The organism is Aquidulcibacter sp., from assembly GCF_020253525.1.
Taxonomy (GTDB): domain Bacteria; phylum Pseudomonadota; class Alphaproteobacteria; order Caulobacterales; family Aquidulcibacteraceae; genus Aquidulcibacter.
Window position 1 is genome coordinate 24,802 of the sequence record NZ_JADCBK010000094.1, and the last position, 16,162, is coordinate 40,963.

Consider the following 16,162-nt stretch of genomic DNA (forward strand, 5'->3'; position numbering starts at 1 on the left):
CTCGTCAGGCTTTTGGGTCGGGTAGGGAAAACTTCTTAGCTTGCGGCCGGATCAGGGCCGCCGTCCAACTATCGGGAAGAATTTTCATAAATGCAACTGCAAGTTTATTGGGCCAGCCAGGCACGACCACTTCCTTGCCTGCCTCATTGGCGGCAATCGCAATGGCAACAACTTCTTCGGCGGTTTGTTTGTAGAGGCCGGATTTCGCGATCAATTGGTCGGTACCATTCGCCTTGGCAAACTCACTTTCGGTTTGGCCGGGGCAGATGGCGGTCAGTATCACGCCCTTATCTGCCACTTCAGCGGATAGAGATTGGGTCATTTTCACAACAAAGCTTTTGGCAGCAGGGTAAAGCGTATGGCCCGCTGCACCCGAGGAAAAAGCAACCATGCTGGCCACATTGATGATCCGTCCATAGCCGCGCTGGACCATCGCAGGCAAAAGTGCATGGGTGAGGCTGACAACAGATGTTACCAGAACCGCGACAAAATCGGTTTGCTCTTGGCCTTTAGTGGCCAAAAAGGTCTGGGGCAGGGAATAGCCTGCATTATTGATGAGGATATCACAGGATCGACCTTGTTTGGCCAGAGCGCCGACGATTAGGTCAGTGGCCTCGGGTTTGGATAAATCTGCCTGCACAGCAAAAGCCATAATGCCATGTTGCTGGCTCAATTCGAGCGCCAAAGCTTCTAAGCGGTCGAGACGGCGCGCCACCAGACAAAGGTCCGTATCGCGCTTGGCATAGGCGCGGGCAAAGGCCTCCCCAATCCCCGATGAAGCCCCGGTGATAACGGCAAGGCGGCGCGTAGGTGCGGGCTCGGTCATAACAGATCGCCTTTTCTTGGTGAGTTGGCCCACCCTAATGTGAAACCATAGCACTTGCACAGGTGGCAGGGTGATGGATGTGCGTTGCGCACCGGTGCTCATGCAGTCGGCATAATCTTGCCTGCGAATGTCCTGCGGTGTCAGCAACCGCTGAAGCCAACAGGAAATTACACGTTCCTTGGTTGGCAAGCGGGAAAAGGGGTGCAACAGTTGACAGTGGAAGTGCTGAAATCAAACTGGACTTGCTCGACCTGCTTTCAGCCTACGGATCATTTTGGGGGGCCAAAACGAATGTCTTTGAAGTCTAACATGCTGTGTTGCACCATTTTGGCGACACTCTCCTTTGCCGTTGTCGCACCCGTTTTTGCGCAAACAGCACCCGCACCAACCCCAGCAGAACCTGCCAAGGAAGCAGAAGTCGTGGTCGTGGTCGGCACACGCATTGAAGGCGCGAAGGCTGCTGGTGATTTGCCGGTTTCGGTTCTGACGGCTGAGCGGATTGCCGCCGTTGGCAGCGTCTCGGGCGATGATTTGTTCCGCTCCATCCCGCAGGCAGGCGACGTTCAATTCCAAGAATCACGCACCACCGGCAATTTGAACGATGCCCGCGGCGACAACTCATCCATCAATTTGCGCAGCGTCGGCACTGGCAACACCTTGGTGCTGCTCAATGGTCGCCGCATGATCCTGACGCCGGGCACCCAGACAGAAAACTTTGTGCCGGTACAAACCGCCAATACCAACTCGTTGCCAGTCGGCGCGATCAGCCGCGTTGAAGTATTGCGCGATGGCGCGGCGGCCATTTATGGCGCGGATGCGGTTGCGGGCGTCGTCAATGTCGTGCTCGACAAGCGCTATAAGGGCGTGCGGGTAGATGTGCGCCATGCATTCGCAGACGGGACCGAAGAATCGACAGCCGCGATCAAGTCGGGCTTTGAGACCCCAGGCGGTGGCCGCCTCATGTTGTTTGGCAGCTATACCCACCGTACCCCGTTGATGGCGAGTGAACGCGAATTCTCGGCCAGCGAAGATCATCGCGCCGCTTTGTTTGGCACGCCTTGGGCGGGTGATACCTCGTTTGATAACCGCTCAACCTCTTCGCCATGGGGGTCGTTCACCGTCCTTCCGGCAACCACGATTGTTCGCCAAGGCACAACGGCTTTGACGGCTTCGGGCGTGTTCCATGTGGAGCCGGTCAATAACTTTGCAGCCGGTTGCTCCAGCACCGTTTATAATGGCAACCTCTGTCTGCGCAGTGGCACCATCACGGGCGCAAACTCCCGCGTGTTGCGCTATGATGAAAACCCAGATCGCAGCATTCGTGGTGGTCTAGACCGCGCGACATTTTTCGGCACCTTCAGCCAAGATATTGGCCCGATGGAGTTCTTCTCAGAGCTTGGCTATTATCACGCGGAATTGGAAGGCCAGCGTGAGCAGTCGGCCCCGATCTCCAGCGCGGTTATCTCCATCCCTGCCAGCAATTTCTACAATCCCTTCGGTGCGACGACCATTAATGGTGTGGCTAATCCCAACCGTCTGGCAAATCTGACAGGTGTACCGACTACGGGCTTGGCGCTGCGCATCACCACCTATCGTCCTGTGGACACTGGTCCGCGTACCTTTGTCGTAACCGATGATATGGTGCGTGGTCTGGCAGGCCTGCGCGGCGATTGGCGCGATTTCAAATGGGAATCGGCGGTGACCTATTCTTGGGCACGCACGAATGACGAGACCCGTAACGCCATCAGCAATACCCTGTTCCAGCAGGCCTTGGCCAAATCGACGCCAGATGCCTATAACCCCTTCAATGGCGGCACGCAGCCTACCTATTCGTTTGGCGACGCAACCCCCAGCAATGCTGACACGATCAAGTCCTTCTTGGTGAATGCCAACCGGATTGGCACCACCTCTTTGGCCACCATCGACTTTAAGGCCTCTAAGGCAGAGCTGTTCAAACTGCCTGCGGGTTCGGTTGGTTTTGCTGGCGGCGTGGAAGTCCGCAAAGAAACCTATCAGGACAATCGCGACTCTCGCCTCGATGGGAAGATTACCTATACCGACATTGTGACCGGCATCACCTATGGCACCGACATTATGGGCGCGAGCCCTGCGCCGGATGTGAAAGCAGACCGCACGGTTTCGGCCTTGTTTGCTGAATTGTCGGTACCCGTCGTCTCCGAAGAGATGGGCGTGCCTTTGATCAAGTCCATCGACTTGCAATTGGCTGCCCGCGGCGAAAGCTACTCGGATTTCGGCGACGTGGTGAAGCCAAAGATTGCGGGCAGCTGGGTCATTGTCGATGCGGTCAAGCTTCGCACCTCTTGGTCGCAAAGCTATCGCGCGCCAAACTTGGCGCAATTCTATAGTGCCGGGACCCAAGTGGCCAACACGCGGACCGACTTTGCCGCGTGCCGCCTCAACAATACGACCTGTACCGGTGTCAGCACGCTGGAAGTGCGGGCTGGCAACCAAAAGCTGAAGCCGGAAGATGCCGAAACCTTCTCTTACGGTGTCGTATTCCAGCCGGTTAAGGGCCTGACCTTGACGGTCGATTCCTGGTCTTTGAAATCAGAAGGGGTGATTGGGATCCAAGGGGCTCAAAACCAGATCCTCTACGACCTCTTGTTGCGCCAAAGCGGCAAGTCCAATCCAAACGTGGTGCGCTTGGCCCCCGTCGGCACCCAAGTGGTGGGTGATCTTTCCTTTGTGCAGGATGATTATTTCAACCTCGGCCCCCGCACTTTGGAAGGGATCGACATTGGCTTGAGCTATGACCTCCGGACCAAAAAATATGGCAATTTCAGCATTGATTTGGCCGGTTCCAAGCTGACGGAATTCCAACAGTCCGCCTCACCCTTGCAGCAAGAGCTGATCGATGCCAATGCGGCGGGCAAGTTTGGTACGGGCGTGACGATCACCCAAGCTGGCAGCCAAATTCAGGTCAATGGCAATCCTGAATGGCGTGCTTCTGCGAACCTGACATGGCGCAAGGGCCCGATCAGTATTGGTGCTTTGGTCAATTATGTTGGGCCTGTCTTTGATACGGGCACCTTGTTGGTCGATGGACAGAATTACCAGCTCGAATCCATGACTACGGTCAATACCTACATCCAATATCGCAAGGACGGCTATCGGGCTCGCTTTGGCGCACGCAACGCGTTTGACCAAAAACCACCCCGTAGCTCGTCCAATTACGGCTTCTTGGGTTCCTTGCATGACCCAATTGGTCGGATGTTCTATCTGGAACTGTCCAAAGACTTCTAAGGACAGACCAAGCGCGATGGAGGCCTCTTTCAGGTGCACTGCTTGAGAGAGGCCCTGCGTGTTTGAGGTATGTGGATTGGATTTTTAGCGGGGAAGACATAGCGATGAAGCAAACATCACCACTGATGCGATTGGTTGTGGGGGTTGTTGTTTCAGCCTCGCTGATTTTCACCCCCGTTCAGGCTCAACGCAGACAGCTGCTGGAATATCCCAGCATTCATTCCCCCGTTGTCGGCCAGTCCGGCATGGTGGTGACCCAGAATGCCACCGCGTCGAAAGTTGGGGCTGACATCATCGCCGAAGGCGGCAATGCGGTTGATGCGGCGGTTGCCATAGGTTTTGCGCTTGCTGTGACCTTGCCGCGTGCGGGCAATATTGGCGGCGATGGCTTTATGCTGATCCATGATCAGGCCACTGGCAAACAAGACTTTATCGACTTCCGGTCCGTCGCGCCCAAGGCTGCGACTTTGGCCATGTTTATCGATAATGCCGGTAAGGAAAGCCCGATTGCTGGGCGGGGTTATTTGGCCCCTTCGGTTCCGGGCACCGTCGCAGGCCTTTATTTGGCCCATCAAAAGCATGGCAAACTGCCGTGGGCGAAAGTTGTGGCCCCGGCCATTGCTCTAGCGCGTGACGGCATCGCCATTACCCCTGACGAAGCTTTTGTATTTGAATGGGCGAAGGAGCGTCTTTCGACCAGCGAGGCAGCCAAGCGCACTTTCTATAAGCCAGATGGCAGTCTTTATAAGGCCGGTGAGATTCTCAAGCAGCCAGACTTGGCTTGGACTCTGACCCAGATCGCCCGACGCGGTGCGGATGGCTTTTACAAGGGGCCTGTCGCCAAGAAGTTTGCCGCCGATATGGCCCGCCACAATGGCCTGATTACCGAGGCAGACCTTGCCGCCTATCGCCCTGTAGAACGCCAGCCCCTCAGGGGTAGTTATCGCGGCATTGAAATTGTGACCGCCCCGCCAGCCAGTGCAGGTGGGGCCACCATGCTCAATATTCTGAATATGCTTGAGAATTTTGATATGGCCGCCACACGTTCAGGCTCTGCGCAATCCTTGCATTTGATGTCAGAAGCCATGAAGCGGGCCTATATCGACCGTGCTGAAGTTTTAGGTGACACCGATTTTGTGAAAGCCCCCGTGCAAGGCTTCATTTCGAAGGCATATGGCCAAGAGCGCGCCAAGACCATCGACCCAAATAAAGCGTCAGAAGTGAAAAAACTGAGTGTGGGTGATCCCATGCGCTTTGAAAGCCCATCGACAACCCATTATTCGGTGGCCGATCCTGAGGGCAATGTCGTCAGCACCACCTATACCCTGGGGGCAGACTTTGGCTCGGGCGTCATGATTGAGGGGACGGGCATTCTTCTCAATAATCAGATGAATAATTTCGACCATGAAGGGGCCTTTGAAGCGCAAAAGAACGGCACGCCACCGCCGCTAAATGCCATGGCACCAGGCAAGCGCATGTTATCGACCATGATGCCGACAATTGCCTATAAGGATGGCAAGCCTTGGTTGGTGGTCGGCACACCTGGGGGCAGCACCATCATCACAACTGTCACCCAACTCATCGTCAATGTGATTGATTTTAAACTCAATATTGATGAGGCGACCCATCAGCCCCGTATCTATCAGGGCTGGACTGATACGCTGCGGGTTGAACCCAACTTCAATCCAGACACTGTCGCGATCCTCGAGCGCATGGGGCATAAGGTGACGTCGGATGAGACGATGGGGAGCGCCCAGTCCATTATGATTGAAAATGGGCTATATCTCGGTGCAGCTGATCCACGTCGTCCCGGGGCATTGGCTGTTCCGGTGAAGGCGCGGCGCTGAACCCAAGCGTGGACAAGGGATAGCTTGATGGTTCCAACCTATGCCATAGGTTGGGAGGAGTGAGACAATGGATCAGGTCATGCAAACCACGCTATCCCCTTTGAAATTCCAAGACCCTTTGCGCACGGCCAAGGGGGAAGAGCGGGCCTGTGTGGCTTTTGATCGGTTCCAAACGCTGTGGTTTAACACCGGCACCTTATGCAATATCACCTGCGTCAATTGCTATATCGAAAGTTCCCCCACCAATGACCGTTTGGTCTATCTGACCCCGCAAGATGTCGTCCCCTTTCTAGATGAGCTGGCGGCGGTACAGCCGGGGGCGGTCGAAATTGGGTTTACGGGCGGCGAGCCCTTTCTCAATCCCGATATCCTAGAAATCTTGACCCTTTCTTTGGAGCGTGGGCATCCAATTCTCCTTCTCACCAATGCCATGCGGCCGATGATGCGGCCACGCGTGCGAGAGGGGATCGCGCGCTTAATTACCCGCTTTGGCGACCAATTGACCTTCCGCATTAGCCTGGATCATTGGAGCGCTCATTACCATGATCAAGAGCGTGGCGAGGGTGGCTTTGAGGAGACGTGTCAGGGGATTGATTGGCTTGCAGCCCAAGGGGCAAAGCTCGCGATCGCCGGGCGGACTTTGTGGGGGGAAAGCCAAGAAGAGAGTCAAGCAGGCTTTCATGCTCTGGTGGCAGCGCGCAACTGGCCAATCGATGTGGATCAACCTTTGTCGCTCGTCCTGTTTCCAGAAATGGATGCGCGGGTGGATGTGCCTGAAATTACCCCAGCCTGTTGGGGGATTTTGGGCGTCGATCCAAAAGGCCTGATGTGTGCAAGCTCGCGCATGATCGTCAAACGCAAAGGGGCGGTCGCACCTATCGTTCTGCCCTGCACCCTATTGCCCTATGATACCAGCTTTGAGATGGGCACGACTTTGGCGTCGAGTCTTGGGTCGGTCCGCCTCAACCATCCCCATTGCGCGAAATTCTGCGTCTTGGGGGGCGGTTCCTGTTCGGCCTAATCCCAAGTCCGGCCTAACAGGGCACCAAGCTCTTCCAGCAATTGCGCCTCGGAAGTCACCTTAATGGTGCGCATCCCCATGGCTTTGGCGGGTTTGAGATTAATCCCGAGATCGTCGAGATAGATGCATGCGGCGGGATCCACCTGCAGCGTTTCACACATCAGCTGATAGATACGGGGATCGGGCTTGCGTATGCCGATTTTGGAGCTCTCGATCACATGGTCAAAAATTGTCATCACCTCGCCTACAGCCTGCGCCTTCTCCAAAGTGCCCGCCATGCCGGCACCGTGGCCCACGGGCACATTGTTGGTGATGCAGCCAAGCCGATACGTGCCTTTCAGCGCCTTTAGGGCAGCAATGGCGCCGGGGCGTAAGTCTCCCGCCAGCAAGGCCAAGACGTCTCCTCCCGCCACCTTATGGCCCAAGGCGGTGCTTTCGGCGGTGAACAGGGCATCGAACGTCGCCGCGTCGATTTCGGCCCGCTCAAACAAAGCCCAAGCATTGGTGTCGGGGTTCACACTATTGACTTGGCGAATGAAATTTTCGGGCAGACCGCTCTGGCGTTCATAACGGGCGAAGGCTTCAAACGGCGATGAGGTCAAAACGCCGCCAAAATCCCAAATCACTGCCTCAACTTCAACCATTCCAGTTCGATGCCCCCAACTCAAGTCTTTAAGGCGACATTAGGCTCTTTCGTGCCATAGGAGCAAGCGTTAGACAAAGCTGTTTGGCCCAACTAGATGATCTTTGCCAGTTTGGCCTTGTACACGTTGTTTGGGTCTTTTTGAGGGTGCAAGGTGTGAGTGAAGTTTCTAGTGGGCACGCCTATTTCACCGAAACAGACTATGAGGTCTTCAATATCTTCCCAGGAATGTGCCCCGCGGCCATCCGCTTTGCGGGCCTCATGACGGGTATCAAAACCCCTGATTTTGAACAATCCTTCGATTTTTTAGACTTGGGCTGTGGGCAGGGATTTGCTTCTAATGCTTATGCCGCCGTTTATCCAAGTGGCCGATTTGTCGGTGTTGATATGGCAGAAGGTGCCATTCTAGGGGCACGGAAACTGGCAGAAGAGGCAGGCCTCAACAACATCCGATTTGAAGTTGCCACCTTCGCTGACTTTGCCAGAAATACCACTCAAAAGTTCGATGTGATCGGGTTGCATGGGATTTGGACCTGGGTAGGGATGGATGTCAGGGAAGACGCACTCGAAATATTGCGTACTTTGCTTAAGCCAGGCGGGGTTGTTTATATCTCAACAAACTCGGCCTATGGGCGCGATCAAGCCAAGCCTGCACATGCGCTTCTCATGGCAATGCGACGCGCCAAGCCAGATGAAGACGTCGCAGATCTTATGAAGCGGTTTGGCGACACGCTGAAGCAAAATCCGACAATTCTCGAAAATGCACCTCGCGCGAAAGCTTTCCTTGAATTTCTGATCAATGGCTCGGCAAATTTCTTCTCACATGAATATCTTTCAAGTGCGTGGTCGCCCGTTTCTTTGGCCGATTTGGCTGCTGATTTGGCCCGCGCAGACTTAAGCTTTTTGGCTTCGGCTAATCCTTGGACCCTAAACCCAAGTCAGTTTATCAATGAGCCGCATCGCAGCTTTGTCGAGGCTTTCTCGGACCCAATTGATCGCGCAACGGCCTATGACGCTCTTATGGGTACGGAATTCAGAACTGATCTGTTTATCAAAGGCCCTCAAGTAATCACCCCAGAAGAACAGCGTCAGATGGTGCTTGCAACGCCGCTGGCATTCAAGAACAAGTCCCGCCTCCAATTGGTGAAGGATGGCCGTGGGGAAGTAGCAAGAATTGCCGCCAACGCGTCCTATTCTTTGATTTGTGAGCGATTGTTACAAGGACCCTGTACGATTGGCGAAGCGTTGAGTGGAACCGAACTTGAAGCGATTGATACCCAAGATCTGCTGGATTCGCTGCACTTGCTGAAAGTCGTAGGTGCGGTTTCAAGTGGGATCGGTGCAATCGATGATCCAGAGATTAGAGCGCGCGCCCAGCGCTTTAATGCCGCCGCACTGGCGGTCCATGCGAGCCTGAATGGTACCACGCCCTTGATTTCGCCAGTGTGTCGCGGCCCGGTAACGGTCTCAATCATCGACAGCATTGCGATACGCGCCGAGAAAGAGCCAATTGATCCGGTTGCGACCCTCCTTAAAGTCGCAGCTAAGGAGAGGGTCAGCCTCCAAGTTGACGGCGTCGCCGTGGAAGATGCTGAGGCGGTAGCAAAGTCTTACCGCCGCACCTTTGCAGCATGGCCGCTGGTCAGGCGACCCGCTTTAGCCAGCCTTGGTGTTCTATCTTAGCTTCGAACAAACTTCGGTTCAGGCTAAGCCAACGGGCTCAGTAATTTCCTAAATGACATTATTGAGCACCAGATTTGGGTCGCGGATAGCTTGCGTTCTTTGTTGTGAGTTCCCGACTTGATTGCTTGGTAACTTCGCCTTTAAAGCGAAGTATGAGGTAAATATTACGCCATTAACATGTATATACATGATTTTTATTGACTTTATATCTTCAAAATGACTTTCTGCTTGCGGTAACCACTGCCTAAATAACTGCACAGTCGCACCAAGTCTTGTTTGTAAGGTCGCATCTATGAAACGCATCGCCCTTTGGTCTGCATCGGCATGCTTGCTGGTCCCAGCGCTCGCCTCGGCACAACAACCAATGGATTTACAATTGCCCACCAATGCGAAAGCCGGGCAATGTTTCGCGCGTGTCCTCGTGCCTGCAACCTATCGGGCCGAAACGGTGCCCGTGATTGTTCGCGATGCCCACGAAAGCGTGCAGGTTCGCGATCCAGTATTTAAGTCAGAGGTAAAGACCTTTCAGTTGAGTGACGCCTATAAGGATTATGTCGTCACACCACCAACCTTCCGGACCGAACAGCAGAAGATTATTGTTCGTCCAGCCCATGAGCGCTTGCGTGCTTCCCCGGCCGTGATTGGAACCCGTCCCGTAACAGTGGTGATCCGCGAGCCACGACTGGTTTGGCGTCCCGGTAGCAAGGGCTCAGATGTGCGCCGCATTGATGCGGCCACGGGCGAAGTATTTTGTCTGGTCGAAGAACCAGCCAAGACGACGGTAATGCATCGCGAAGTGCAGATCACCCCAGCACACGTCACGCGTGAGTCTGTTCCCGCGGTCGAAGAGACGATTGTGCGCCGCTATTTGGTGACGCCACCCTCCGTGCGGGAAGTATTGGTCAAAGCAGAGACAAAAGATATCAAGGTGGATACTTTGGTTGAGCCAGCTCGCGAGGTCCGCACGAAAGTAGAGCCTCGGATGGGCAGCATGCAGCGTGAAGTCGAAGTCTCGCCGGAGCGCTATGAATGGGTGCCCGTCGTCTGCGTCGATACGCCAGAGGGTAAACAGTCGATCCAGGCGGTTCAGCGCGCCTTGGCCGCCCGCAAACTCTATAATGGCCCGATTGATGGCGTCGTTGGGCCAAAGACCAAGCAGGCACTGGCTGCTTTCCAGCGCGCTACTGGCTTGCCGGGCCAAGGTAGTTTGACGGTAGAAACAACGCGCGCGCTTGGACTATAAACAATCAATCATTTAAGATTGTTTGCCCGGTGAAAAGGCTGGAATACTTCTCAGTTGATCTGAACCCAGTCTCTTGCGCTAATATTTTCTTCGGGTATCAGTTTCGCCACCTTGGAGAACTTGTGCTTTGGCTGCATCGACTTCGATTCCCATAACCATAATGATTGTCGACGATAATCAGCATATGCGCGGGATCTTGAAGGAATTGCTGCGCGCGGCTGGCGTCAATGACATCAAGGAGGCCTCCGACCCAGTTGAAGCTTTCGAGTATATGAAGGCGAGCTCGGTTGATTTACTTCTTGTCGACTTGGCGATGCCATTGATCGATGGTGTTGAATTCACCAAAATGATCCGCACAAGCGACGATAGTCCAAACCCCTTCCTGCCCATCATTATGATCACGGGCCACTCAGAGCGTTCCCGTGTGAGTGCAGCACGCGACGCGGGCGTGAATGAGTTTCTGGTAAAGCCCGTAACCGCCAAAAGTTTGATGGAGCGCCTGACGTTGATCGTCAACAAGCCCCGAAACTTTGTGAAGAGTAAGACTTATTTCGGGCCGGACCGCCGTCGGAGACCCGATCCGAATTATGGCGGCAGTGAGCGCCGCAAAGACCTGCAAGCCAAAGGCTGAGACAGGCCGCGTGTGCCTTGCGTGGCAAGGTGAGATTCCCCTGAAGTTTCGTGACTTAAGAAGACTGGCGAATTCCATGCCAGATTCTTTGAAAAAAGTGCAGCAAAAAAACCTAGATAGAATATTGAAAAATAACAGCTTTTCGAGGATTTTTTTGAAGCTGTTTTTTGAGGTGAAAAAAACGATTGCGCCACGGAAAAATAGCCTTATACGCGCTTCTTCCGGCGGACCTGGAAACAGCATCCAGTCCACTAACGCCCCCTCGGGCCCAGGCCACACGGCAGCGGCTTCCATCCCCGCTTCCGGCGTAAGCTTCCAAGGGCGGACCTGACTTACATCCGGGTAAGGATCGGGGTTCCGATTTTTGCCTAGCATGTCCGACTAACGCCGGCCTGGGTTTAGATCATAGGGGGGTCCGCATGGATCACTTCAATTCTGCGCACGACGCTGTCGTGAAGCTGCGTCCGGATGTGCCATTGGCCGTCAACCGTCCGCATCTTGTTCGGGCGGCTGCACGTTGGTTCCTCGATTCATTCGAGGGTGATATTCTCTATGCCGTGAAGGCAAACCCTTCGCCATGGGTGCTGGAAGCTTTGTGGCGGGAAGGCGTTCGTCATTTTGACGTCGCGTCGGTCAATGAGTGTAAGCTGGTGCGGGACATGTTTCCAACCGCAACCTTGGCCTTCATGCATCCTGTGAAGAATCGCGCCGCGATTGCGCGTGCTTATCATGAGTTTGGTTGCCGCATTTTCGCGCTTGATAGCGTGGAAGAGCTGCAAAAGATTCTCGATGAGACCGGCGGGGCCACCGATCTGACGTTTATTGTGCGCTTGCGCGTCAGCAATGCGGACGCCAGCTTGAAGCTCGAAGCCAAGTTTGGTGCCATGGGCGACGAGGCTGTAACCTTGTTGCGCCAAGCCCGCGCTGCAACGCAAGAAGATTTGGGTGTGTCCTTCCATGTGGGCAGCCAATGCATGAACCCAAGTGCGTGGCGCGCAGCCCTTCGCGAAGCTTCCCAATTAATCATCCAAGCTGGTGTCACCATTGATGTGGTTGATGTTGGGGGTGGCTTCCCATCCATTTATCCAGGCATGAACCCGCCACCGATGCAGCTCTTCATCGATGAAATCCATCGCGTGTTTGACGCCATGCCGGTGACGATGAATTGCAAGTTGTGGGCAGAACCCGGTCGCGCGCTTGTGGCAGAAGCAACCTCGATTGTTGTCAAAGTTGATCTGCGCAAGGGTGATGCGCTTTATATCAATGACGGCTCTTACGGGAACTTGTTTGACGCCACTCATGTTGATTGGGTCTATCCGGTCGCCATGATCCGTCCTGAAGGTGGTGAGCCGTCTAAACTAGCTGACTTCCGCTTCTATGGGCCAACCTGTGACTCCATGGATGCCGCAAATGGTCCATTCCGTTTGCCTGCCGATATCGGCGAAGGCGATTGGATCGAGATCGGCATGCTGGGCGCTTATGGTGTTGCCATGGCTACGCGGTTTAATGGCTATGGGGAGAGTGTGGATGTCATCGCAGAAGATGCGCCCCATGCTTCGATGTTCCCATTGCCAGAGCGCGTCGCCGCGCGTGTCAGCCGGTTTGCAAAAGCCTAGTTGAAGCTGGATCGTTTTCGGGAAGGCAGGTGCGCGATAAGCCACCTGCCTTTTCTTTTTGAGGCCCGCACTTTACTGCACTCCAGCGCCCCTAACCCTTTGCCGAAGCTTGAGACTTGGACTATGTCACCTATACCGCAGTCGGTATGAGGATACGCGTCGCATGGTACAGCTTACACTTCCAGCCAATTCTCGAGTGACCAAGGGCAAGCATTATCCTGCCCCTGCCGGCGCTAAGAAAGTGCGGACGTTTAAGATTTACCGCTATGACCCAGAAACGGGCCAGAACCCCCGCTGGGACACCTATGATGTCGCCGTCGATCAATGCGGCCCTATGGTTCTCGATGCGCTGATCCATATCAAAAGCACGATGGATGCGACCTTGACCTTCCGCCGTTCCTGCCGCGAGGGCGTGTGCGGGTCGTGCGCGATGAATATTGGTGGGCGCAACACCTTGGCCTGCACCAAGGGCCATGACGAAATTCCGGGCGACACGCTGTCGGTCAGCCCATTGCCACACATGCCCGTCATCAAGGATCTGGTGCCGGACCTCACCAACTTCTACGCCCAATATGCCTCCATTGAGCCTTATATGCAGACAACGACGCCTGCGCCGGAAAAGGAATGGAAGCAAAGCCCAGAAGATCGCGAAAAGATGGATGGCCTCTATGAGTGCATCCTGTGCGCCTGCTGCTCCACCTCTTGCCCATCCTATTGGTGGAATGGCGACCGTTATTTGGGCCCCGCCGTGCTTTTACAAGCCTATCGCTGGCTGATCGACAGCCGCGATGAGGAAAAGGGCAAGCGTTTGGATAATCTGGAAGACCCCTTCCGGCTCTATCGCTGCCACACCATCATGAATTGCGCCCAAGTCTGTCCAAAGGGCCTCAATCCCGCCAAGGCCATCGGCGAGATCAAGACCATGATGGTTGAGCGCGCGCTTTAGGCGTATCTTCCACCCCATAAGAACCGATTAGAGGTCTGCGCCTGTGAGGGCGTTTTGCCCAAGCTGCGTCAATCTTACGCGCGGCACGCCGTCGCGCGGCAAAGTGTCAAATCGAATTTAGTGGCGCATAGGTCCAGAAGTTTCCGCGTTCTCAAAGCCTGATTTGAGGCAATTTTCTTGAGGGGACGCAGATGAAAAGACTTCTAATCGCTTCAATTGTCGCCATGACACTGACCGGAGGCGTTGCCTGCGCGCAAGACGCCTTCCAAACTCCCAAAGCTGGAACCATCAAGCTGGATGTCCGCTTGACCGGGATTGTCCCAGATGAAAGTGGCTCGATCCGGACTGCCGCAGGGGCTGCGACAGGCCTGAATGTAAAGGTCAATGACTCGTTCGTCCCCACCATTGGCCTTGAATATTACGTCAATCCTTCGCTCTCGCTGGAACTTATCGCAGGGTCTGGCAATCATAAGGTAAAGGCGGTTGGTGGGGCGACCAATGTAGAGGTTTTGGAGCTGTGGCATGTGCCGCCCACGTTGACGGCCAAATATCATTTTGCCCCAGATGCCCGTGTCTCGCCCTATGTCGGGGCCGGTCTGACCTATATTTGGTTTGCGTCTGAAGACGGCAAGAATGGCTTCAACGTCGATCTGAAGGACGACTTTGGCTATGCCCTGCAAGTGGGGGCTGATATTGCCACAAGCGGGCCTTGGTCGGTCAATCTAGATCTCAAGCACATCGCCTTTGAGACCGATGCCAATATTAATTTCGGCGCGCTGAAGTCCAAGGTCACGCTAGACCCTTGGGTGGCTTCGGTCGGAATTGGCTATAAATTCTGATCGCGCTCAACGAAAAGGGGCATCACAAACCTGATGCCCTTTTCGTGCACCTGGTGCATGGCCTAAAGCCGGATGACACTTTCGATCTTATGGGCCAAATGGGCATATTGGGGATAGTCTTCACATAGGATTTGCAGGAAGACATCCCAAGGCGGAATATTGCTCATATAGACGGGGCCTTCGAGGCCCGCATAGGCACCACCGCCAACCCCCGTGTACAGACCGCCGCCTGGACCGGTGTAAAGGCCGCCGCCGGGGCCAGTATAGAGACCGCCGCCGGGCTCCCGGCTTAGGCCGCCGCCACGCCCGTTTGAAAGGCCCCCGCCGGGCCCCTTATAGAGCCCGCCGCCCGGACCATCATAAAGCCCGCCGCCTGGTTCCTTAGACCGACCGCCGCCTGGACCTGTGTATAGACCGCCGCCGGGGGCCGTGCTGCGCCCGCCGCCTGCTCCGACAGATTGATTACGTGGCCACATGTCCTGCACTCCAATCGAAGAAAGAAGCAATCTTAGCGCCTAAAGTTTAACTTTGACTGACTCAAAGACTAAACGAATAAAGGCCGGAGGGGCTCCGGCCTTTTTGATGCACTTTATTTTAGTTGAAACTGACTTTTGGAACCGCGCTTACAGAGCCGCGTTCATTTCGGTCGAGTTCAAAATACGCCCGTTCTGGGAAGTTGAACACCGCGGCAACCATGTTGCTGGGGAAGGACTGGATCGCGGTATTATAGCTGGCTACCGCGGCGTTAAAGGCCCGGCGCGAAGCACCGAGTTTGTCTTCAATATCGGCCAATTCACCCTGCAGGGTCTGGAAATTGGCGCTGGCCTTCAGCTCTGGATAATTCTCGGCGACCGCCATGAGATTGCCCAAAGCACCAGACAATACTTTCTCGGCCTTTTCCAACTGGTCGGGGGACTTAGCGTCCAAAGCACCGGCGCGTGCGGCGATCACTGCCGTTAGCGTGCCAGATTCGTGGGTGGCATAGCCTTTCACGGTCTCAACCAAATTTGGCACCAAGTCATGACGTTGGCGCAGCGCCGCATCAATATCGGCCCAGCCTTGGTTGCAATTCTGGCGTGCGGCAACGAGATTATTATACATGCCGGCGACCAAGAAAATCAGAATGACCGGTATGCCGACCCAGATAAACAATTCCATGGCTTCTACTCCCAACAGTCTGGCGCAAGCGCCTTCAGGCCCGAACGCCGCCCATTTGGCCTGCACGCGGCACCTCACACGCGCCTCCATGCCATAGGAAAGACTATAAATCGTTAAGCACTTTGGTGCGCGGTTCTTCTAGGCTTCATTCTTGGTTGCTTTCTGTTTACTTGGCCGCGCTAAACTTCGCGCCCATGAGACATCAAGCCCTTTTCGACCATGTTATGTCTAACGGCCTGCGGGACTGGCTCGATAGTCAAACCGCCGCGCGTGAAGAGGCTAAGCGGCGCAATCTACAGATTCTGATGGTCGGGATGGGGCTTGCGGCTGCCGCCGCGATTGCCGTGATGGCCTATATGCCTGATCAGGCCGAATACGGCTTTGTGGTTGGGGCTTTGATCGGGGGCGTCACATGGTGGATTGCCAATAGATCGGAAGAGCGTAG

15 protein-coding genes are annotated in these 16,162 nt (G+C 55.0%); 11 read left to right on the forward strand and 4 right to left on the reverse strand.

Annotation, left to right across the window (positions count from 1 at the left end; translation table 11 throughout):
- Positions 1 to 4: 4 nt before the first annotated feature.
- Positions 5 to 826, reverse strand: a complete 822-nt coding sequence (locus tag IOB61_RS11415; protein ID WP_290816647.1) for an SDR family oxidoreductase — start codon at positions 824 to 826, stop codon at positions 5 to 7.
- A 291-nt stretch (positions 827 to 1,117) separates the two neighbouring features.
- Between IOB61_RS11415 and IOB61_RS11420 the strand changes: the two genes are divergently transcribed.
- The 3 genes from IOB61_RS11420 (at position 1,118) to IOB61_RS11430 (ending at position 6,958) form a co-directional block, all read left to right on the forward strand.
- Entirely contained in the window at positions 1,118 to 4,090 is a 2,973-nt protein-coding gene (locus IOB61_RS11420) for a TonB-dependent receptor (RefSeq protein WP_290816650.1), read from the forward strand.
- Between the two features lie 104 nt (positions 4,091 to 4,194).
- The gene (gene ggt, locus IOB61_RS11425; RefSeq protein ID WP_290816653.1) at positions 4,195 to 5,937 is read left to right on the forward strand and encodes a gamma-glutamyltransferase; all 1,743 of its coding nucleotides are present in this window, start codon (positions 4,195 to 4,197) and stop codon (positions 5,935 to 5,937) included.
- Between the two features lie 79 nt (positions 5,938 to 6,016).
- A complete protein-coding gene (locus IOB61_RS11430; RefSeq protein WP_290816656.1) occupies positions 6,017 to 6,958 on the forward strand; it encodes a radical SAM protein in 942 nt (313 codons plus the stop codon).
- Here IOB61_RS11430 and IOB61_RS11435 read toward each other — a convergent pair.
- Positions 6,955 to 7,602 carry an HAD-IA family hydrolase gene (locus IOB61_RS11435; RefSeq protein WP_290816659.1) on the reverse strand — a complete coding sequence of 216 codons (648 nt, stop codon included), beginning with the start codon at positions 7,600 to 7,602 and terminating at the stop codon, positions 6,955 to 6,957. The two genes, IOB61_RS11430 and IOB61_RS11435, sit on opposite strands and share 4 nt — an antisense overlap.
- A 155-nt stretch (positions 7,603 to 7,757) precedes the next feature.
- Between IOB61_RS11435 and IOB61_RS11440 the strand changes: the two genes are divergently transcribed.
- The 7 genes from IOB61_RS11440 to IOB61_RS11470 all read left to right on the forward strand — a co-directional run bounded on the left by IOB61_RS11440 (position 7,758) and on the right by IOB61_RS11470 (position 14,559).
- Positions 7,758 to 9,284, forward strand: a complete 1,527-nt coding sequence (locus tag IOB61_RS11440; RefSeq protein ID WP_290816662.1) for a class I SAM-dependent methyltransferase — start codon at positions 7,758 to 7,760, stop codon at positions 9,282 to 9,284.
- Positions 9,285 to 9,576: 292 nt separating this feature from the next.
- Complete coding sequence (locus IOB61_RS11445; RefSeq protein ID WP_290816665.1) at positions 9,577 to 10,527, forward strand: peptidoglycan-binding protein; 951 nt, start codon at positions 9,577 to 9,579, stop codon at positions 10,525 to 10,527.
- Between the two features lie 127 nt (positions 10,528 to 10,654).
- Positions 10,655 to 11,158 carry a response regulator gene (locus IOB61_RS11450; RefSeq protein WP_290816667.1) on the forward strand — a complete coding sequence of 168 codons (504 nt, stop codon included), beginning with the start codon at positions 10,655 to 10,657 and terminating at the stop codon, positions 11,156 to 11,158.
- Positions 11,159 to 11,234: 76 nt separating this feature from the next.
- Entirely contained in the window at positions 11,235 to 11,489 is a 255-nt protein-coding gene (locus tag IOB61_RS11455; RefSeq protein ID WP_290816670.1) for a hypothetical protein, read from the forward strand.
- Between the two features lie 88 nt (positions 11,490 to 11,577).
- Entirely contained in the window at positions 11,578 to 12,774 is a 1,197-nt protein-coding gene (locus IOB61_RS11460) for a type III PLP-dependent enzyme (protein ID WP_290816673.1), read from the forward strand.
- 163 nt (positions 12,775 to 12,937) lie between these two features.
- On the forward strand, positions 12,938 to 13,720 hold the full coding sequence (locus IOB61_RS11465; protein ID WP_290816676.1) for a succinate dehydrogenase iron-sulfur subunit: 783 nt from the start codon (positions 12,938 to 12,940) through the stop codon (positions 13,718 to 13,720).
- 191 nt (positions 13,721 to 13,911) lie between these two features.
- Positions 13,912 to 14,559 carry an OmpW family outer membrane protein gene (locus IOB61_RS11470; protein WP_290816679.1) on the forward strand — a complete coding sequence of 216 codons (648 nt, stop codon included), beginning with the start codon at positions 13,912 to 13,914 and terminating at the stop codon, positions 14,557 to 14,559.
- A 62-nt stretch (positions 14,560 to 14,621) separates the two neighbouring features.
- On the opposite strand, the gene IOB61_RS11475 is transcribed toward IOB61_RS11470, so the two are convergent.
- Both IOB61_RS11475 and IOB61_RS11480 read right to left on the reverse strand, forming a co-directional pair.
- Positions 14,622 to 15,035 carry a hypothetical protein gene (locus IOB61_RS11475; RefSeq protein WP_085340181.1) on the reverse strand — a complete coding sequence of 138 codons (414 nt, stop codon included), beginning with the start codon at positions 15,033 to 15,035 and terminating at the stop codon, positions 14,622 to 14,624.
- A gap of 118 nt (positions 15,036 to 15,153) precedes the next feature.
- Positions 15,154 to 15,717 carry a LemA family protein gene (locus tag IOB61_RS11480; protein WP_290816682.1) on the reverse strand — a complete coding sequence of 188 codons (564 nt, stop codon included), beginning with the start codon at positions 15,715 to 15,717 and terminating at the stop codon, positions 15,154 to 15,156.
- A gap of 224 nt (positions 15,718 to 15,941) precedes the next feature.
- Here IOB61_RS11480 and IOB61_RS11485 point away from each other — a divergent pair.
- Positions 15,942 to 16,162 (forward strand): hypothetical protein (locus tag IOB61_RS11485; RefSeq protein WP_290816685.1); only part of this gene is annotated, 221 nt, incomplete at its 3' end.